This is a genomic window from Streptomyces sp. PA03-5A (assembly GCF_033792725.1).
GTDB lineage: Bacteria > Actinomycetota > Actinomycetes > Streptomycetales > Streptomycetaceae > Actinacidiphila.
This window is the reverse complement of the sequence record NZ_JARAVL010000006.1, coordinates 149,862-170,200: the sequence shown is the minus strand read 5'-3', so window position 1 is coordinate 170,200 and position 20,339 is coordinate 149,862. Positions and strand designations below refer to the sequence as shown.

Sequence of the window (20,339 nt, the reverse complement as noted above, 5' to 3'; positions counted from 1 at the left end):
CCGTGGTACCGGTCCCGCCGATGACCAAGGGCGGACCGCCTTCCATCCGGACGCTGACGCTATGCGTCCGGTCGTCGAAACGGAAGAGCTCAAGTCGCTGCGCGTCGTCCGTCATGTGTGCCTCACGTCCCGCCGGTCGAGCGCGAGGGTCCAGGTGTGGACGGTGTTCGTGGTGGGGTGGTCCGGGCGGGGTTCGGCGATGACCGCGGTGAGGCGGTCGCCGTCGCGGCGCAGCGAGCTGATGCAGCCGGACGCCTTGTCGGGGGCGATCGCCAGCAGTTCGGCGAGGACGGTGCCGTCGAGGCGGCGGTCGACGGCACGGAGCACCCCTGCGTCGAGCAGCAGGACCGTCCCGTCCTCCAGCACCACCGGCCGCGGCGTCACCGGGCCGGAGAGCCGGGGACCGCGCTCGATCACACCACCGGGCAGCAGCCGGACCACGCGGCTCGTGGTGGGGTGGCCCCGGTCGGCCTCGACGACCCGGATGCCGGTGCCGACGACGTAATGGCCGTAACTGCGCCAGGAGTCCACGGTGGCGCCGTCACGGTCGTGCTCCCAGGTGTCGAAGAAGTCGTAGCCCGCCAGGCCGAGCACGAACCGTCCCCCGCGCAGCGCGGCACCGCGCTCCCCGCGCAGTTCGGCGACCAGGGTGCCGTCCGCCAGGTCGAGCAGCAGGGCAGGACCGAGGAACCCCCAGGGCGTGTACTCCAGGGAGTCCGTGGTGACCAGCACCCTGCCCCCGGCAATGTGCGCGGCGTTGGGACGGCCGGCGCACGCATGGGTCCAGCGCGTCCGCCCCGAGACGTCGACACAGCTGATCTCCCCGGTCGTCCCCTGGATCCGCAGGTCGTCCCGCCGCGCCAGCGGTCGCCCCTCGGGCGGCCGCGACGGGTACGGCGGCCTGCCCACCGCGCTGTGACGGTCCACCACGGTGACGCGCCACCGACCGGGGTCCGCCCCCTCGGCGCGCCTGCTTTCCTCGGGTATCGGCATGGCCGCGATGCTAACCGCCGCGCAGGGCACGGCGACACGGTTACCATGCGACCGTGATCAAGGTGCGGGCCATGCGCATGGACGACGTCGACGCCGTCTCCACGATCCGGGTGAGGGGCCGGCAGGCGGCGTACGCCGGGATCGTGCCGCGGAGCTACCTGGACGCGATGAGCGTCGAGGAGGACGCGGTCCTGCGCAGGAAGTGATTGACGACCGCCGGGAACCGCGTGGAGAACCTCGTCGCCACCGAGGACGGCGTCGTGACCGGCTGGGCGGCCCTCGGGCCGCGCGCCGGGGAGCCCCGGGAGCCCGGCGCAGGCGTCGCCTGCGAGCTCTACGCCCTCTACGTGCGGCCGGACCGCATCGGCACCGGCACCGGGCGCCGGCTGATGTCGGCGGTGCGCTCCCGGGCGGCCGAACTCGGGCACCCGCGGCTGGAGTTCTGGGTGCTCGCCGACAACGCCCGCGCACGGCGCTTCTACGCACGCGCCGGGTTCTCGCCCGACGGCGCCGAGCAGGTCGAGGAATACGACGGCGTTCCGCTCCGGGACCTACGGTACGCGGGCGACACGAGCGCGCCCGCCTGAGCCCGGCGACGCAGCCGTGGCGCCGCACCCGGTCCTGCCGGGCACGGCGCCACACCCCGCCTCGTGCTTCCGCCTACTCGTCGATCGCCGCGCCGAACTGCGCGTTGGCCGAGGGAGCGCCCAGGGTCGCGCCGTCGTACGTCCAGGTGCCCTGGGCGACCAGCCCGGAGGACGACGCGGGGACGACCCAGACGAAGCCGTCGTTCGTGTTCTCGCCCGGGGCCGCCGCGAGGAGGCCGAAGCGGCCGTCCCTGTCGGCGTCGACCAGCCGGATCTGGCCGCCCCAGCGGTCGGAGGCCTCCGCGGCGCCCGGGATGCCCGCGGTGTTCTGGTCGAAGCTGCGCGCTCCCGTGGCGGTGAGCCCGCCCGGTGCGCCGCGCAGGGTCCAGACCGCGCCGGCGTCGGCGACGGAGCCGATGTCCTCACCGGGGGCACCGATGGCCAGGTCGGGAAGGCCGTCGCCGTTGGTGTCGCCGGAGGACAGTTCGGCGCCCCAGCGGTCTCCCGCCTCGGAGACGCCGGGGACGCCGGCCGAGTCCTGGGTCCATGTCTGCGCCGGGGTGGGGTCGAGTCCCGACAGGTCGCCCCTGCCCAGGTGGACGGTGACGGATCCGCCGAGCGCCGAGCCGGTGCCCGTGTCGCCGATGGCCAGGTCGTCCTGGCCGTCGTGGTTGAAGTCGCCGGAGGCGACCGCGGGTCCGCCCTCGAAGGTGCCGCCGTCGCCGAGGTCCTCGACGCCGGGTGCGCCGTGCAGGACCTGGGTGACGCCGACCCCGGGCTGGTCGCCCGTGGTCACCCCGGAGATCGCCAGGTCGGCCCAGGAGTCCTCGTTGTAGTTGCCGTGGCTCAGGCTCCGCAGGGCGAGGCCGGTGTCCTGGGCCGTGCGCTCCAGGGCGCGGACTCCCCGGTCGGCCTGCCGCAGGCGCGGCGCGGCGGTCCCCGGCTGGGCGGTGAAGAACAGCAGGGAGTCGTTCTCCAGGACGGCGATGCTGTCGCGCAGGTTGGCGTCGGGGTCCGAGGGATCCGGGGCGAAGTACCGGGCGGCTTCCACCGCCCGCCCGAAGTTCGCGCCGGCCCGCGGCTGGTCGGGGTCCTCCAGCCAGAAGCTGTCGCCGCCGTGCAGACCGGTCGGGGAGCCCCAGAAGACGACGGCACCGCCGGCGTCGGAGAGCGTGCCCAGGTCCTCGCCGGGGATGCCGACGATCGCGTCGTCGTAGCCGTCGTTGTCCAGGTCGCCGGTGGCCACGGCCTGTCCGAAGCCGTCGCCGGCCTCGGCGGCGCCCGCGACGCCCGAGGTGCTCTGGCTGAGGACGGATCTCTTGGTGGTGCTGAGGCCGCCCGACCCGCTGTACTGCACGGTGACGTACCCGGCGCCCTTGGCCCCGGACACGGTGGCTCCGGGGGCGCCGATCAGCACGTCGTCGTACCCGTTGCCGTCGAAGTCGCAGTTGCGCTGCTGCCACCCGATCGACGGGAAGGGCACCGCCGCCTGTGCGGCGGGGGCCGTGAGGAGCACACCCCCGCCGAGGGTGAGGAGTGCCGCGGCCGCGAGGGCCGCGCTCTTGTTGTGACGCACAGAAGAACCTCCATGGTCTCCTGGGTTGCCCTCGGCGTCCCCCGCGCCCGCGTCGAGTCGCCCGCGGTCGGGTGGCGTCCGGCCGGCAACGCCCGCTGTTCCGTCACCCGGAAGACACATGACGTTCGCCCAGGGTTGTAGCGACCGGGGTGGCCGCCTCCCGGCGCGGGCGGTCGCGACAGGCCGCCGACGGTCGTCGTGGGCCGCCGCTGCCTGCGTCTTTGACCGCGATTTGCCGCCAGGGGCACTGGTGCGGGGCCGCCCCGGGGATTCAGGATGATCCTCATGCCCGAATCCACTGCATTCCACGACCTGACGGCGTTCCTCGCGCTGCCCCGCGTCTCCTCGCTCGCGCTGTCACCGGACGGGACCCGTCTGGTGACGTCGGTGCAGGAACTGTCCGCCGACCGTACCCGGTTCATCGGTGCCCTGTGGGAGGTGGACCCGGCCGGGGAGCGTCCGGCGCGGCGGCTCACCCGCTCGGGGCGCGGCGAGTCCGCCCCGGGGTTCCTGCCCGACGGCACCCTGCTCTTCCTGTCCTCGCGTCCGGTCGCCGACCCCGGCGACGGCGAGGACGACCGGCAGGAGGCGGCGCTGTGGAGCCTGCCGGCCGGCGGCGGCGAGGCGGCGCAACTGCTGGCCAGGCCCGGCGGGATCGGCGAGTACGCGACGGCCACCGGCGCCTCCCGGGTCGCCCTGGGGGCCTCCTTGCTGCCCGGCGCGGCCGACGCGGAGCACGACGAGCGGCTGCGCGAGGCCCGCCGGAAGGCCAAGGTCTCGGCGATCCTGCACGAGTCGGTGCCGGTGCGGTACTGGGACCACGACCTGGGCCCCGGCATCCCGCACATGTTCACCGTCGCGGACGCCACCGCGGAGCAGCCCGCCCTCGTGGACTGCGGCGCGCGCCGGGCCGCCTTCGCCGAGGGTGTGGCGCTCTCCCCCGACGGCTCGCTGGTCGCCTACGCGACGGCTGTGGGCACCCTCCCCGACGAGGTCCGCTCCGTGGTCGTCGTCGCGGACGCCGAGACGGGCAAGCCGCTGCGGATGCTGGAGTCCCCCGACGCGGAGTTCGGCGCCCCGGCGTTCACCCCGGACGGCCGGGACCTGGTGTGCGCCCGACGGCGGCGCGTCACCTGGGAGGCCCCCGGTGACGTCACGCTGTGGCTGACGAGCGCCACGGACGACCAGGACCCCGGACGCGACCTGCTGCCTGATTTCGGCCAGTGGCCGGGTTCCCCGGTCGTCTCGCCGGTTCCCGGTCAGGACGGCGCCCCGGTGGTGTACTTCGCCGCCGACGAGGGCGGTCACGGCCCGGTCTTCCGGCTCTCCACCGGCAGCGGCGAACTGGTCGCGCTCACCGCGTCCGGTACGTATTCGGACGTGGTGGTGAGCCCGGACGGCGGCACCGTGTACGCGCTGCGCTCCGCCGTGGACAGCCCTCCGCTCCCGGTGCGGCTCGACGCCGCGACGCCCGGGCAGCAGCCCGTTGTGCTCCCCTGCCCCGGGCAGGACACCGTGCTGCCGGGCAGCCTCACCGAGGTGCACACCACCGCCGAGGACGGGACGGCCCTGCGGGCCTGGCTGGTGCTGCCGGACGGCGCGAGCGCCGATACCCCGGCGCCCCTGCTGCTGTGGGTGCACGGCGGCCCGCAGACCAGCTGGAACGCCTGGCACTGGCGCTGGAGCCCGTGGGTCGCGGCCGCCGCGGGCTACGCGGTCCTGCTGCCGGACCCGGCGCTGTCCACCGGCTACGGCCAGCAGATGCACGAACGCGGCTGGGCGCACTGGGGCGGCGCCCCGTACGACGACGTGATGGCGCTGACCGACGCCGCGCTGCAGCGGGACGACCTGGACGGCGGGCGCACCGCGATGATGGGCGGCTCGTACGGCGGCTACATGGCCAACTGGATCGCCACCCGCACCGACCGCTTCAAGGCGATCGTCACCCACGCGAGCCTGTGGAACATGTACAGCTTCGCGCAGGTCACGGACTTCCCGGCGTACTGGATGCGGCGCCAGGGCGACCCGCTGGTCAGCACCGAGCGGTACGAGCGCGAGTCCCCGCACCTGCGGGCCGCGCAGATCACCACGCCGATGCTGGTGATCCACGGCGACAAGGACTACCGGGTGCCGATCGGCGAGGGCCTGGCGCTCTGGAACGACCTGGTGCGGTTCGAGGTCCCGGCGAAGTTCCTGTACTTCCCCGACGAGGGCCACTGGATCCTCAAGCCCAACAACGTCCGCCTGTGGTACGCGACGGTGCTCGGATTCCTGGCCCACCACGTGCTGGGCGAGGAGTGGCAGCGCCCCGACCTGGTCTGACGGCCCGCCGTCGCCGGGGCCCGGTCCGCACCGGGCCCCGGCGGCCTCCCCTTTCCCGGAGCCGGCCGGGAGGCCGGCTCGGCCTCCGTACACCCACGCGTCCGGTCGCCGACGTGACGGCGTCTCCGCCGCGGGTCTGACGCCGCTTCACACCTGCCGCGCCCGGCCGCGGCGGGTGTCCGCGAGCCCCGCCGGTCCGAAAGTCACACCAACACCCTTGACACCACCGGTGCCTTGACCCCCTACTAGCCCTTGCACAGCGAACTTGACAACGTTGTCTAGGCGCAGAAAGGGTGCTCGCGCATATGCAGCAGAGAGCTGCCCGGCACAGATGGACTTCCTCGGCGGTCGTGTTGGTGACCGCCCTCGCCCTGGCCGCGGCCACGCAGCAAGCGGCGGTCGCCGTGCCCGAACCGGGGCCGCACGTCGGCACCTTCGCGTCGTCGTTCGAGTCGGGCGATCCGGCGCCCGACTGGCGCAACACGGTGGACACCGCGGCGGACGGGTCCAAGCGGGCCTCGGGCGTGGACGGTGGCTACAGCACCGGCATCCCCGGCAACCTCAACGACCACGTCACTGACATCCGCGCCAACGGCGAGTACGCGGACTCGGGCGAGGTGAAGGAGAACCTCGTCGACGCAGAGCCGGGGACCAAGTGGCTGGTCTTCCAGCCCACCGGCTGGGTGGAGTTCGACCTCGACGGCCCCGCGAAGGTCGTCACCTACGCGCTGACCTCCGCCAACGACGCGGCGGAACGCGACCCGCGCGACTGGACCCTGCAGGGCTCCACCGACGGCAAGGACTGGAAGACCCTGGACACCCGCTCCGGCGAGTCCTTCCCCGAGCGGTTCCAGACGAAGTCGTACGACCTCGCGGAGCCCGCCGAGTACCAGCACTTCCGGATCGACATATCGAGGAACAACGGCGCGTCGGGCATCACGCAGCTCGCCGACCTGCAGCTGTCCACGGGCTCCACCGGGGACCCGGTGCCGCAGGACATGCTCTCGCTCGTCGACCGCGGCCCGAGCGGCTCGCCGACGGCGAAGTCGGGCGCCGGCTTCACCGGTACGCGGGCGCTGCGCTACGCGGGCCGGCACACCGGCGACGGCAGGGCGTACTCGTACAACAAGGTCTTCGACGTCGACGTCCCCGTCCGCCGGGACACCGCGCTGTCGTACCGGATCTACCCGTCGATGGCGGACGGCGACCGCGACTACGACGCCACCAACGTCTCGGTGGACCTGGTCTTCACCGACGGCACCTCCCTCAGCCGTCTGGGCGCCACCGACGAGCACGGCTTCGCGCTCACCCCGCAGGGGCAGGGCGCGGCCAAGGTGCTCTACGTCAACCAGTGGAACGACGTCGTCTCCCGGATCGGGTCGGTCGCCGCGGGCAAGACCGTCGACCGCATCCTGGTGGCGTACGACTCCCCCAAGGGCCCGGCGAAGTTCCGCGGCTGGCTGGACGACGTGACGCTGGAGCCGCTCGCGCAGGAGAAGCCGAAGGCGCACCTGTCGGACTACGCGCTGACGACCCGCGGGACCAACTCCAGCGGCAGCTTCTCGCGCGGCAACAACTTCCCGGCCACTGCAGTGCCGCACGGCTTCAACTTCTGGACGCCGGTGACCAACGCGGGCACCCTCAACTGGCTGTACGACTACGCCAAGGCGAACAACTCCGACAACCTGCCCACGATCCAGGCGTTCAGCGCCAGCCACGAGCCCAGCCCCTGGATGGGCGACCGGCAGACCTTCCAGGTGATGCCGTCGGCCGCCTCCGGCACCCCGGACACGGCACGCGGCGCACGGGCCCTGGCCTTCCGGCACGAGAACGAGACGGCGCGCCCCTACTACTACGGCGTGAGGTTCGAGAACGGCCTGAAGACGGAGATGGCCCCGACCGACCACGCGGCCGTGCTCCGCTTCACCTACCCCGGTGACGACGCGAGCGTGCTCTTCGACAACGTCACCGAGCAGGCGGGCCTGACGCTCGACAAGGAGACCGGCACCTTCACCGGCTACTCCGACGTGAAGTCCGGGCTGTCCACCGGCGCCACCCGGCTGTTCCTGTACGGCGAGTTCGACGCGCCCGTCACGGAGGGCACGTCGAGCGGCGTCAAGGGCTACCTGCGCTTCGACGCCGGCGAGGACCGCACCGTGTCGCTGCGGCTGGCCACCTCCCTGATCAGCATCGACCAGGCGAAGGACAACCTGCGCCAGGAGATCCCGGGCGGCACCTCCTTCGAGACGGTGAAGAAGCGCGCGCAGAAGCAGTGGGACAAGCTGCTGGGCCGCGTCGAGGTCGAGGGTGCCACCACGGACCAGCTGACGACCCTCTACTCCAGCCTGTACCGGCTGTACCTGTACCCCAACTCCGGCTTCGAGAAGGTGGGGTCGACGTACCAGTACGCGTCCCCGTTCTCCGCGATGCCCGGTCCCGACACCCCGACCCACACCGGCGCGAAGATCGTGGACGGCAAGGTCTACGTCAACAACGGCTTCTGGGACACCTACCGGACGACGTGGCCGGCGTACTCCTTCCTGACGCCCGGCCAGGCCGGTGAGATGGTCGACGGGTTCGTGCAGCAGTACAAGGACGGCGGCTGGACCTCGCGCTGGTCGTCCCCCGGCTACGCGGACCTGATGACGGGCACGTCCTCGGACGTGGCCTTCGCCGACGCCTACGTCAAGGGCGTGAACTTCGACGCCGAGGCGGCGTACGACGCGGCCGTGAAGAACGCGACGGTCGTCCCGCCGCAGTCGGGCGTGGGCCGCAAGGGGATGACGACCTCCCCCTTCCTCGGCTACACGAGCACCGACACCCACGAGGGCCTGTCGTGGGCGCTGGAGGGCTACCTCAACGACTACGGCATCGCCGAGATGGGCAAGGCCCTCTACGAGAAGACCGGCAAGAAGCGCTACAAGGAGGAGTCGGCGTACTTCCTCAACCGCGCCCAGGACTACGTCAACCTCTTCGACCCGCAGGCGGGCTTCTTCCAGGGGCGTGACGCCAAGGGCGACTGGCGGGTGGACTCCGCGAAGTACGACCCGCGGGTGTGGGGTTACGACTACACCGAGACCAACGGCTGGGGCTACGCCTTCACCGCCCCGCAGGACAGCCGGGGTCTGGCCAACCTGTACGGCGGCCGCAGCGGTCTCGCGGAGAAGCTCGACGCGTACTTCTCCACCCCGGAGACCGCCTCGCCCGAGTTCGTCGGCTCCTACGGCGGCGTCATCCACGAGATGACGGAGGCCCGCGACGTCCGGATGGGCATGTACGGGCACTCCAACCAGGTGGCCCACCACGTCACGTACATGTACGACGCGGCCGGCCGCCCCTGGGAGACGCAGAAGAACGTCCGCGAGGTGCTCTCCCGTCTCTACACCGGCAGCGCCATCGGACAGGGCTACCACGGCGACGAGGACAACGGCGAGCAGTCGGCCTGGTTCCTCTTCTCCGCGCTCGGCTTCTACCCCCTGGTGATGGGCAGCGGCGAGTACGCCGTCGGCTCCCCGCTGTTCACCAAGGCGACCGTCCACCTGGAGAACGGCAAGGACCTGGTCGTCAAGGCGCCCGAGAACAGCACGCGCAACGTGTACGTGCAGGACCTCAAGGTCAACGGCCGCTCCTGGACGTCGACCTCGCTGCCGCACTCGCTGCTCGCCAAGGGCGGTGTGCTGGAGTTCGCCATGGGCCCGAAGCCCTCGTCGTGGGGCACCGGCAAGAACGCCGCGCCGGTGTCGATCACCCAGGACGACAAGGTGCCCGCGCCCCGCGCGGACGCCCTCAAGGGCGACGGCGCCCTGTTCGACAACACCTCGGCGACGGACGCGGCGGCCACGACCGTCGACCTTCCGGTGGACGGACGCACCAAGGCCGTCCAGTACACGCTGACCTCGTCGTCGGACCGCACCAAGGCCCCCACCGGCTGGACCCTCCAGGGCTCCTCGGACGGCACGCACTGGAAGACCCTCGACAAGCGCTCCGGTGAGTCCTTCACCTGGGACCGCCAGACCCGGGCCTTCTCGGTCGCCTCTCCGGGCGGTTACACCCAGTACCGCTTGGTCCTGGACACCGAGTCGACCCTGGCGGAGGTGGAACTGCTCGCCTGATCCGCTGAAGGCGGCGGGGGCGGGCGCGGAGGGACTCCGCGCCCGCCCCCGCCGTTCACCGCGGGCCGGCCGCCGGTCCCGGGCAGGGGCCACCGGCCCCGACGGCCGGGTCCACCGGCCGAAGGCCGAACTGGGTGACGCAGCTGCCGCTCTGGAGCCTCCCCTGAATTCACATCAGACATCGCACGTCTTTGCGCCATCCGGCACAACAATTGAGAATCCGGAATTACTCAACACATAGATCATCGCCTCCAGGTTTCGCGAGTGTTAAAACTGCCGTCACGGAGGAGTGATCGGTGGCGTCCACTTTGCCGCCCTTCCATCCGGGAGCGGCGGCGTCTCATGTGACCGTTCACCGGGGCGGAGTTCGCCACTCACCCTGCATGGCCTGTGCTCGGCGGGGACGCGCGAGGCTTCTTTGAATGCCGCCGAATCCGGACGGAAACCCCACGCCCGAGAACCCCGCGAATAGTGGCCGGCAGCGGACAGCCGCGCTGAACCTACCGCCAGTTGAGTGCGAATTCAAGCACTTTACATCCGCACTTCACTGATGATCAGATTCGGTCAATCAGTAACCCAGGAGGGCACGTGCGGTTTCCCATATCCCGAAGATCTGCGGTGTGGATCGCAGCGGTTGTTGTTGCCGGTGTGACGGTCGCTCCCGCGTCCGGCGCTGCGCCTTCGCAGCCCCTGCGTGGCGCTGCGGCCGCACCGGGCGGCGCGCAGCGCGTACCGGTCTCGGTCACGCTGATCACCGGTGACAAGGTGAAGGCGTTTCAGGAGCCCGGTGGGACGCTGTCCGTGGACGACGTCCGGCGCGCGTCGGGAACCAAGGGTTCGGTGCGTGTCGCCGTCGAGAACGGCGACACCTACGTGTATCCCGATGAGGCGATGCCCTACATCGCGACCGGCAGGCTCGACAAGCAACTCTTCAACATCACGCAGCTGGTAGCCCAGGGCTACGACGACGCCCACACCGTCGCGCTGCCCCTGATCATCACTCAGTCCAGCGGTGCGACCGCCCGCAAGGGCGGTGCCACCGAGGACGCACTGCCGTCCGGTACGGCTCTGCCAGGAGCGACGGCCACCCTGGGGCTTCCGTCCATCAACGGAGCAGCCGTCAAGGCCCAGCGGTCGAAGGCCGCCACCTTCTGGTCGGCGCTCACCGGCACCACCGGACAGGACGCCCCGCGGTCGGCGGCGCGGACCGCGGGGAGCCCGGACGATGCGGGCGCCCCCTCGTTCGCCGCCGATGTCGACAAGGTGTGGCTCGACGCCAAGGCGCAGGGGACCCTGGCGGAGACCACGGCGCAGATCGGGGCCCCCGAGGCGTGGAAGGCCGGTGGCACGGGCGCGGGCGTCCGGGTCGCCGTACTGGACTCAGGGGTGGACTTCACCCATCCCGACCTGGCCAATCGCATCGTGGCGTCCCGCAGCTTCGTCGAGGGCCAGGAGGTCGTCGACCGCAACGGCCATGGCACCCACACCGCCTCCACGGTCGGCGGGACCGGCGCCGCCTCCGGCGGGAAGGAGCGGGGAGTCGCCCCCGGCGCGGACCTGATCGTGGGCAAGGTCCTCGGGGACGACAACTCGGGTGCCAACTCGGGGATCATCGCCGGCATGGAATGGGCGGCGCGGACCGAGCACGCCAAGGTGATCAACATGAGCCTGGGCATGTCGACGTGGCACACCCAGGACGATCCCATGAGCCAGGCGGTCAACAAGCTGAGCGCCGAGACGGGCGCGCTGTTCGTCATCGCCGCCGGCAACGAGGGAACCAGCCCCTACAGCGTGAGCGCGCCGGGCACCGCTGACGCCGCGCTCACCGTCGGCGCGGTGGACTCCTCCGACGTCCTCTACTCGCGGTCCGGCGCCGGCCCGCGGTTGGGGGACGACGGCCTCAAGCCCGACTTGACCGCGCCGGGTGTCGACGTGCTGGCGGCGAACTCGCAGCAGGTGCCGGGGGCGGAGGGCTACTACCGCACCGACAGCGGCACCTCCATGGCGGCGCCCCACGTCACCGGGGCGGCGGCCCTGCTGGCCCAGAAGCACCCGGTGTGGACGGGGCAGCAGATCAAGGACGCGCTGATGAGCACCAGCGCGCTGACCCCCGCCTACACCCCCTACCAGGCCGGCGCCGGCCGCCTGGACGTCGCGGCCGCCTACCTGCAGGACCAGGTCATCGCGACCGGGTCCGTGGACGCGGGACTCGTACGCTGGACCAAGGACCAGAAGCGGAATCCGGTCAAGCGGAAGATCACCTACACCAACACCACCGACAGCGCCGTCACGTTGCGGCTCACGGTGGACCGCGGCGACTCGCCCGCGGGGGCGTTCACCGTGGCCGCCGACCGTGTCACGGTTCCGGCGCGCGGCACCTCGACGGTCGACGTCGTCGCGGACCCCAGGGCGCTCGCGGCGGGCCGGTACGCCGCCCAGGTCACCGCACGCTTCGCGGCCGGTGCCGTGCACACGGCCATGGGGATGTCCGTCGAGTCCGAGAAGTACGACCTGACGGTCCGTCTGAAAGACACGTCCGGGCAACCCGTCAGTGGCGAGGTCGAGATCACCGGTGCCGACGGGACCACCTCCGTCATGTGGGTCCCGGACGGCAGGCTCACCAGCCGCTGGGCCCCCGGCTCCTACACCGTCGTCTCCACCCTCGACGTCGAAGGCCGAAACGGCCCGCACTCCCTCGGGTACGCCGTACTGACCGCGCCCGAGGTGGACCTCAGGTCCGACCGGGAAGTGGAACTGGACGCGTCGCGCATCCGCCCGGTCAAGGTGGACACGCCCGAGCCCACGACCGTCACCAACAGCAGGATCGACCTGTACCGCTCCTTCACCTCCAGCGAGCCCACGTACAAGGACACACAGGCCCTGCACGAGATCGTCATGACCTCGCCCGAGTACGACAGCCTGTGGGCGCTTCCGACCAAGGGCAAGGTGAAGAAGGGCAGTTTCGTCTTCACCACCCGGATCCGCGCCAAGCAGACCCCGCTGAAGATCACCTACGGCGGGCGCAGCCTCGACGAGACCCTGCTGGTGCAGCCCGGTTCCGCACCGTTCCAGGACGGCACCTCGCACGTCGAGGCCGTCTTCGCAGGCACCGGCAGGCCCGCCGACTACGTCGGGCTGTCCGCCCGCGGCAAGGCCGTGGTCGTCCGCGCCGACGCATGGGTGGCCCCGGCGGACCAGGCGGCGGCCGCACGTGCCGCGGGCGCGGCGATGCTCCTGGTGGTCAACGGCATCGACGGCCGCCTGACCGACTGGTACGGGGACCCGGACGGCTACACGACCGGGCCCATCCCGGTCGCCTCTCTCACCGTCGACGAGGGCGCCGGCCTGATCAAGGAGATCACGTCCCCGGGGAGGACCAAGCTGGCGGTCGAGGCCCATCCCTCGCCGCGGTACCTGTACGACCTGGCCGACTACCACCACGGCGGCGTGCCCGACGACCCCTCCGCGTCGACGGACCCCGGCAGCCTCGCCCGCGTCGACAACGTCTTCGCCACGCCCGCCGGCAAGCAGATCAAGGAGAGCCGGGAGGACAGCCCGCCGTACGAGCAGTACCCCGCCGGCCATCCCTACAGCTTCGGGCCGCGCAACCCGACATTTCCGAGGGAGCCGGTCGCACCGGGTCCCCGAACCGACTGGGTGTCCGCCGGCGACGGCGTGAAGTGGCAGCAGTACGCCGGCGTCGCCGACGGCCTCACAAGCTTCACCGACGTCGTCGGCTACCGTCCGCGCAGCGTGCAGAGCCAAAACTGGTTCGGCCCCCTCATCCGGCCGCGCATGCTCAGCTTCGAGGTCCCGCAGCGATTCGGCGACGTCATGACGGGCATCATCACGGGCTTCGGTGACGGAGGAGCCGCCCACAGCGGCAGCACCGGCCTGATGTCCCGGGACTTCGCCCTCTACCAGGGGGACAAGAAGGTGTACCAGAGCGGGCCGTACGCCGACTTCGTCGCGGTCGACCTGGCCCCGCAGACGCTCCCCTACCGGCTCGTGGTCGACACGCAGGGGAACACCGACGTCACCCCGTACTCCTCCACCACGCACACCGAATGGCGGTTCCAGTCCGGAACCGCCGACGCTCAGGTCATCCCGCTGGTCCAGCTCGACTACGGAACGGAGCTGGACCGCGCCGGGCAGGCGAAGCGTACGTCGGCCTTCTCCGTCACTCCCGTCGTCCTCGGCAGTGACGCGGCCAAGGACGCGGTCTCCTCGGTCAAGCTCGAGGTGTCCTACGACGACGGGGCCTCCTGGCAGCCGCAGGACCTGAAGGCGAGCAAGGACACCTGGCAGGCGCAGCTCCACGCGCCGGCCCGGGCGGGTTACGTGTCCATCCGCGTCACCGCCAAGCAGTACAACGGCGGCGGCATCACCCAGACCGTCACCCGGGCCTTCGGCCTGAAGTAGCCCACGCGATGCGCCGGTGCCCGCACCCCGTGAGGGTGCGGGCACCGGCCCGGGCCGCGGTGCTCGCCGGCGGTCCGGGCACCAACCCGCGCACGACGCCGGCGTGGGACGGGGCGGCACCTGCTGCGGTGCCGCCCTCGTCGGGTCAGGGGGCCAGTAGGTTCAGCCAGGCCCCGGTCCGGACGGTGCCGTCCGCGGGCAGGCCGCGGGAGGACTGGAAGGACCGCACCGCGGTGTCCGTCGCCGGGCCGAAGGCTCCGTCGACGGACAGTCCCGCACCGCGGGTGTTCAGCAGGTACTGCACGGCGGAGACAGCGGGTCCGGTGTCGCCCTGCTTGAGCGTCGCGACGACGAGCGGCTGCCAGGTCGCGGGGCCGACGACGCCGTTCGAGGGCAGACCACGCGAGGTCTGGAAGGAACGGACACCGGCGGCGGTCGTGATGCCGAAGACGCCGTCCACGGCGAGCCCCACCCCGCGGGCGTTCAGCAGGTACTGCAGGGCCCTGACCCGGGTGCCGCTCTGGCCCTGCTGCAGCAGGGGCCAGTCGGGCGCGGGCGTGCCGGCGCCGGTGGGCAGCGCGAAGGGCAGCGGGAGCAGCAGCTGGGTGTTGCGGGCCGTCGGTGCGCCGCGCCGCAGGTCGATGCCGCGGGCGACGGACTGGATGTCGTTGGCGGCCAGTTCGCGCGCCAGCGAGGCGAGCGCGGCGGGGGTGCCGGTGTCCCCGCCGTACGACAGCGGGGCGTCCGCGTCGACCATGGTGGTGAAGATCGACAGGTGGCCGCCGCCCTCGGCGATCTCGACGATCCGGGACTGCACGGGCCAGTCGATGTGCGAGGCGGTGTTCACCTCCCAGAATCCGGCGCTGAGCGCGGAGGTCCAGGCGGGCTTGTGCGCGGTGATGTTGTTGGTGTGCGTGTGGCCGTCCACCATCAGGACGACGTTCGGGAAGCGCAGCAGCTTGTCGCGCAGGTCGGCGCCGCTGTAGGGCGCGTCGTCGTCCGTGTTGTCCATCGAGTCGAGCGTGTGGTGGCAGCAGACGACGATCAGCTTGTCCTTGACCCCGGGCTGGGTGACGACGGTGCCGGGACCCGTGCCGTTGGGCCGGTCCGTCTCGTAGCGGGAGCTGTTCGCCTTCAGCTGCGCGTCCAGCCACTCCCACTGCGCCTGGTCGAGGGCGCCGTCCGCGCCGCCGCCCGGGTTGGTGGTGTCGAGCACGAGGACCTGGACGAGGTCGGAGGGGCCGGAGGGTATGGCGTAGTACGCCCGGTCGCTGCCGGAGGTGAAGCCGTGTCCGGCGGGGGTGCCGGTGGTGCGGAAGTGCTCGGCGACGAACTCGCGCCGCTCCAGCAGGCGTCGTGCCGGGTCGGCGGTGACCTTCTCGGTGTCGAGGGTGAAGTCGCCGGTGATGATGTCCGTCAGCAGCTCGATGTAGTAGGCGGGCCCGTTGTCGAAGACGTCGGGGACGCCCTCGATCTGGGTGATCTTCGTCGAGCCGGTGGCGATGCTCTTGAGCGGGTCGAACGGCAGGACGTCCGGCGCCACGTTGCCCTGCACGAGGCCGTCGTGGTTGCCGTAGGCGGCGTACCAGGGCATGCGCAGGCCGCCCGCGGTGAAGGGCCTGCGGGCGGCGGCGAGCAGACCGGTCACCAGGGGGAAGCCGGCCAGCTCGTTGTTGTCGGGGGGGCTCTGCCGGGCCTGCGGGTGCCAGTAGTGGACGTCGGTGCCGAACCGCCCGCTGCTCACGCTCTCGTCGAGGGCGAGGTTGCCGGAATCGGGGGTGACGGTGTTGCCGTCCAGCAGGTCGATGTACCAACGGGTCTCGTTGTACTGGCAGTTGTCGACCGCGTCGCCGGTGACGACGGTGAAGGCCAGCGGTGCGCCGGTCCGCGGTCCGCGTCCGACCTGCCGGACGGCGCGGCACATCGCGTCGGTCGTCTGGGTCGACAGGAACTCGTGCGCGCGGTACGCGGACTCGGTGGGATACGAGTTGTAGTGCGGCGGGCCGTAGTCGGCGAGCCGGTCGAGGCACTCGACGCGCAGCGGTGACTGGTCGTCGACGATGTGCAGGTCGGACATCTGGGCGAAGGCGATCAGCGACCGGGTCACCGTGGGTGCGGTGACGTTGGCCAGGTCCTTGCGGACGAGGTGGGGTTCGCCGGGCCCCGCGACGATCCCGCGGTAGCCGGACCCGAGGTCCGGGCCGCGCAGCAGCGTACGGTCCAGGGTCGACAGGCCCGGTACGGAACCGTCGTCGGCGGTGGTCCGGGGGGCGGCGGCCGCGAGGCCGGCGAGGCCGCCTTGGGTGACGGTGGCGGTCACCACGCTCACGGCGGTCGCCATCAGCATTCTTCGGCGCGTCAGAGACATTCCGCATCCTGTTCGGTCGTCAGCCGCCGTACGCGGGCAGCACGGCATGGCGATGGGGGGACGAGGGAGGCGCGCGGACCACCCGGTCGTGGAGCGGAGGACCGGGCCCGCCAAGAGTGGCAAAGGGAGGGCCCGACCGCAAGGAGTGGTACAGCCACTCATCCACTTTCTGACCGACTCACTTGTCGGTGACGGCATGACGCGACCCCGCACGGACCTTCGGGCGCGGCCGTACGGGGTCTGCGGGGAGGTGGGTGGTCAGCTGTTGGCGTTCAGCACGGGGTAGTAGCCGCTCGAGTGGCCCTTGGCGGTCGGGTGGTAGGACTCCCAGCTCGGCGAGACCACCAGGGAGTGCAACCAGTCGTCGCCGGAGCACAGTTCATGGCCGTTGAAGGTCCCCCGGACGTCGCCGAAGACGAAGCCGTGGGCGGCGGCCCTGGCGGCGATGACGCCGTCGAGGACGTCCGCGGCCTCGTCGATCTTGCGGTGCTTGGTGTCGGACAGGCCGACGCACAGCACGTTCAGGGTGTACACGCGGGGATAGCCGAGGACGACGACCTTGGCGTTGGGGGCCTTGGCGCGGATCGCGTTGTAGGTGGCGTCCAGGCGGGCGGGCAGGGTGTTGCGGGCGTAGTTCTCCGCCTGGGTGACCCGGTTGACGCAGTCGGTGTCGGAGCCGATCACACAGGTCGTCATGACGTCCGAGAAGCCCGCGTCGTTGCCGCCGATGGTGAGGGAGACCAGACCGGTGGAGGCGTTCAGCGGGCCGAGCTGGTTGTTGGTCACGTCCGTGGTCACCGCACCCGAGCAGGAGGTGTCGGCGAAGGAGGAGGGGGCGTGGGCGTTCTTCCAGAGGTACGGGTACGCGCTGAAACTCCGGTGGCAACTGCCGCTGGCGCTGTCGTAGTTACCCGCTCCGTTGCCGGCGGAGTACGAGTCCCCCAGCGCGACGTAGGCGGGCCCGGCGGCGTGTGCCGGGGTGGACCACAGCAGGCCGAAGGCCAGGGTGACGATCAGGGTGGTCAGGGCCGACAACGACGTGGTGCGTCTCACGGAACCTCCCTGGGCGGAGAGTTGACTACCACTTGGTAGCCCCGGACCCGGCCCCTTGGGAAGTGTCCATGACAATGGAATGTTAAAATTTCTTCGCGCGTAGATCCCGCGTTCGGCTCATCGCCGTCTCCGGGCCGGGGACGCGCCGGGCGACCGATGGCAGGATGCTTGCGGTGGTGGTCGGCCACGCCACCGGGCGGGAGAGCCGGAGGAGGCCCCTTGAGCCGCAGGAAGAACCATCACGTCGTCGTGCTCGTGCTGGAGGGTGCCAAGCCGCTGGACGTCGGGATCCCGGCGCAGGTGTTCTCCAACCGGCCGAGCATGCCCTACGACGTACGGGTGTGCGGCGCGGCGCCCGGGCTGGTGACCGGCGGCGACGGGCTCTCGTACCACGTGGCGGAGGGTCTGGAGGCGTTCGAGGACGCCGACACCGTCTTCATCCCCGGTTACCGGGAGCCGGCCGGCGCCGAACCGCCCGCGGCGGTCGTCGGCGCGCTGACGGCGGCCCACGAGCGCGGGACCCGGCTCGCGGCCATCTCGACCGGGGCGTTCGCGCTGGCGGCGACGGGCCTGCTGGACGGCAAGCGGGCCACGACCCACTGGCACTACACCAAGGCCCTCGCCGAGCGGCACCCCCTGGTGCGGGTGGACGAGAACGTGCTGTTCGTGGACGAGGGCGACGTGCTCACCTCGGCCGGAGCGGCGTCCGGCATCGACCTGTGCCTGCACCTGGTGCGGCGGGACCACGGCGTCGCCCTCTCCAACCACGTGGCGCGGCGGCTGGTGGCGGCGCCGTACCGCAGCGGAGGCCAGGCCCAGTACGTCCCCCGGAGCGTGCCCGAGCCGCTCGGCGACCTCTTCGCCGGCACCCGCGAGTGGGCCCTGGCGCACCTGGCCGAACCGCTGACGCTGGAGACGCTCGCCCGCAACGCGCGGGTCTCGGCGCGCACCTTCTCACGGCGGTTCGTGGAGGACACCGGCTACACGCCGATGCAGTGGGTGCTGCGGGCCCGGGTCGACCTGGCCCGCGAACTGCTGGAACGCACCGACCTGGGCGTGGAGCAGATCGCCGACCGCGTCGGCCTCGGCACCGGCGCGAACCTGCGCCTGCACTTCCACCGCATCCTCGGGACCTCCCCCACGGAGTACCGGAACACCTTCTCGGCCTGACCGGGAGGAAGTGGCGAGGGAGTGGCGGGATCCTTGCGATCGATGGCGAAATGTATGGCGGGATACTTGCGCATGCTGTCGTTCAGGCCACTGCCGCAAGGGCCCGCGCATGCGGAGCATGGAGGCGGCAACGAAAGGAACCCGCCATGACCCGCATCGCCGTCAACGGATTCGGCCGCATCGGACGCAACACCCTCCGCGCCCTCGTCGAGCGCGGCAGCGACCTCGAGGTGGTCGCCGTCAACGACCTCACGGCACCCGAGTCCCTCGCGCACCTGCTCAAGTTCGACAGCGCGCTCGGGCGGCTCGGGCGCACCGTCGAGGTGGACGGCTCCGAGCTGGTGGTCGACGGCCGCCGGATCAAGGTGCTCGCCGAGCGCGAACCGGCCAAGCTGCCGTGGGCCGAGCTGGGCGTCGACGTCGTGCTGGAGTCCACCGGCCGCTTCACCTCGGCGGAGGCCGCCCGCGCGCACCTGGCCGCCGGTGCCAAGCGGGTCCTGGTCAGCGCCCCCTCCGACGGCGCCGACGTCACCCTCGCGTACGGCGTCAACACCGAGGAGTACGACCCGGCCCGGCACACCATCGTGTCGAACGCCTCGTGCACCACGAACGCCCTGGCCCCGCTCGCGTCCGTGCTGGACGACCTGGCCGGCATCGAGCACGGCTTCATGACCACGGTGCACGCCTACACCCAGGAGCAGAACCTCCAGGACGGCCCGCACCGCGACATGCGGCGCGCCCGCGCCGCCGGCGTGAACATCGTGCCCACCACCACCGGGGCCGCCAAGGCCATCGGCAAGGTGCTGCCGAAGCTCGACGGCAAGCTCTCGGGCGACTCCATCCGCGTGCCCGTACCGGTGGGCTCGATCGTGGAGCTCAACACCACGGTCTCCCGCGAGGTCACCCGCGAGCAGGTGCTGGACGCCTACCGGGCCGCCGCCGACGGCAAGCTGAAGGGCATCCTCGACTACGCCACCGAGCCGCTGGTCTCCAGCGACATCACCGGCCACCCGGCCTCGTCCATCTTCGACGCCGCCCTCACCCGCGTCGACGGCCGCCACATCAAGGTGGTGGCCTGGTACGACAACGAGTGGGGCTTCTCCAACCGGGTCGTCGACACCCTCGAACTCCTCGCCCGCGCCTGACCGCCGGTGGGGGGCCGGCAGCACACGCCGGCCCCCCGACCGCGCCCCGTCAGGAGAACGGCCGGTACCAGGGCCGCTTCACCGGGGGCAGCCGCCGGGCGAAGAAGGCGGCGACGACGGCCTGCTGGGTCTCGTCGAAGGCCCGCTTGGGGAAGAACCCGTAGGCTCCGCTGACCTGGCGCAGGTACCAGAACCCCGCACGCTCCCGCGCCTCGCGGTAGGCGTCCCAGCCGACCTCCGCCTGCGAGACGGTCGTGCGCAGCGTGTAGGCCTGCTCCGTCAGCCGGACGGTCCACGGTTCGGCGAACTGGCGCGCGATCCTGCGGACGGCGAGACGGACCGCGACGACCTCGAGGAAGAACGGCATGCCGATCCCGTAGAAGAGCAGCCACTTCTTCGGCTCGTCCGAGAACAGGGACAGCGCGCCCAGCAGGGCCAGGAGAAGGCCGAGGACGGTGACCCCACGGATGGCGGGCGAACTGCGGATCGCTCTGCGGTACTCCTGTCCCGTCATCTGGAACGTCGCGGTGAGGTCCACGGCCGGGTACCGCCTTCGTCGAGGGTGACGGGCTTCACGTGCCCGGACGCCGA

At 71.6% G+C, this 20,339-nt stretch carries 12 protein-coding genes; 7 read left to right on the top strand and 5 right to left on the bottom strand.

Features of this window, described 5'->3' with window-relative positions:
* Positions 1-111: 111 nt before the first annotated feature.
* Positions 112-993, bottom strand: coding sequence for a hypothetical protein (locus tag PV410_RS09465; protein ID WP_500323589.1), 882 nt, complete (start codon positions 991-993; stop codon positions 112-114).
* A gap of 53 nt (positions 994-1,046) precedes the next feature.
* Here PV410_RS09465 and PV410_RS09460 point away from each other — a divergent pair, with 53 nt between their 5' ends.
* Together PV410_RS09460 and PV410_RS09455 are read left to right on the top strand one after the other, a co-directional pair.
* The gene (locus tag PV410_RS09460; RefSeq protein WP_500323587.1) at positions 1,047-1,199 is read left to right on the top strand and encodes a hypothetical protein; all 153 of its coding nucleotides are present in this window, start codon (positions 1,047-1,049) and stop codon (positions 1,197-1,199) included.
* The gene (locus PV410_RS09455) at positions 1,200-1,580 is read left to right on the top strand and encodes a GNAT family N-acetyltransferase (protein WP_500323585.1); all 381 of its coding nucleotides are present in this window, start codon (positions 1,200-1,202) and stop codon (positions 1,578-1,580) included.
* A gap of 73 nt (positions 1,581-1,653) precedes the next feature.
* Here the strand turns inward: PV410_RS09455 and PV410_RS09450 are convergent, their stop codons facing one another.
* A complete protein-coding gene (locus PV410_RS09450; protein ID WP_500323583.1) occupies positions 1,654-3,156 on the bottom strand; it encodes an FG-GAP repeat protein in 1,503 nt (500 codons plus the stop codon).
* Positions 3,157-3,441: 285 nt separating this feature from the next.
* Between PV410_RS09450 and PV410_RS09445 the strand changes: the two genes are divergently transcribed.
* The 3 genes from PV410_RS09445 (at position 3,442) to PV410_RS09435 (ending at position 14,012) form a co-directional block, all read left to right on the top strand.
* Entirely contained in the window at positions 3,442-5,478 is a 2,037-nt protein-coding gene (locus tag PV410_RS09445) for a S9 family peptidase (RefSeq protein ID WP_500323581.1), read from the top strand.
* A gap of 305 nt (positions 5,479-5,783) precedes the next feature.
* Entirely contained in the window at positions 5,784-9,590 is a 3,807-nt protein-coding gene (locus PV410_RS09440) for a GH92 family glycosyl hydrolase (protein ID WP_500323579.1), read from the top strand.
* A gap of 648 nt (positions 9,591-10,238) precedes the next feature.
* A complete protein-coding gene (locus tag PV410_RS09435; RefSeq protein WP_500323577.1) occupies positions 10,239-14,012 on the top strand; it encodes a S8 family peptidase in 3,774 nt (1,257 codons plus the stop codon).
* Between the two features lie 145 nt (positions 14,013-14,157).
* Here the strand turns inward: PV410_RS09435 and PV410_RS09430 are convergent, their stop codons facing one another.
* Entirely contained in the window at positions 14,158-16,353 is a 2,196-nt protein-coding gene (locus tag PV410_RS09430; protein WP_500323575.1) for a TIGR03767 family metallophosphoesterase, read from the bottom strand.
* Between the two features lie 285 nt (positions 16,354-16,638).
* Positions 16,639-17,433: an SGNH/GDSL hydrolase family protein gene (locus PV410_RS09425; RefSeq protein WP_499516136.1), complete on the bottom strand. Its 795-nt coding sequence runs from the start codon at positions 17,431-17,433 to the stop codon at positions 16,639-16,641.
* A gap of 219 nt (positions 17,434-17,652) precedes the next feature.
* Between PV410_RS09425 and PV410_RS09420 the strand changes: the two genes are divergently transcribed.
* Together PV410_RS09420 and gap are read left to right on the top strand one after the other, a co-directional pair.
* Entirely contained in the window at positions 17,653-18,603 is a 951-nt protein-coding gene (locus tag PV410_RS09420) for a GlxA family transcriptional regulator (RefSeq protein WP_500323573.1), read from the top strand.
* Positions 18,604-18,749: 146 nt separating this feature from the next.
* Positions 18,750-19,748 carry a type I glyceraldehyde-3-phosphate dehydrogenase gene (gap, locus tag PV410_RS09415; protein WP_500323571.1) on the top strand — a complete coding sequence of 333 codons (999 nt, stop codon included), beginning with the start codon at positions 18,750-18,752 and terminating at the stop codon, positions 19,746-19,748.
* 49 nt (positions 19,749-19,797) lie between these two features.
* On the opposite strand, the gene PV410_RS09410 is transcribed toward gap, so the two are convergent.
* Positions 19,798-20,286, bottom strand: coding sequence for a YcxB family protein (locus PV410_RS09410; RefSeq protein ID WP_500323570.1), 489 nt, complete (start codon positions 20,284-20,286; stop codon positions 19,798-19,800).
* Positions 20,287-20,339 lie beyond the last annotated feature (53 nt).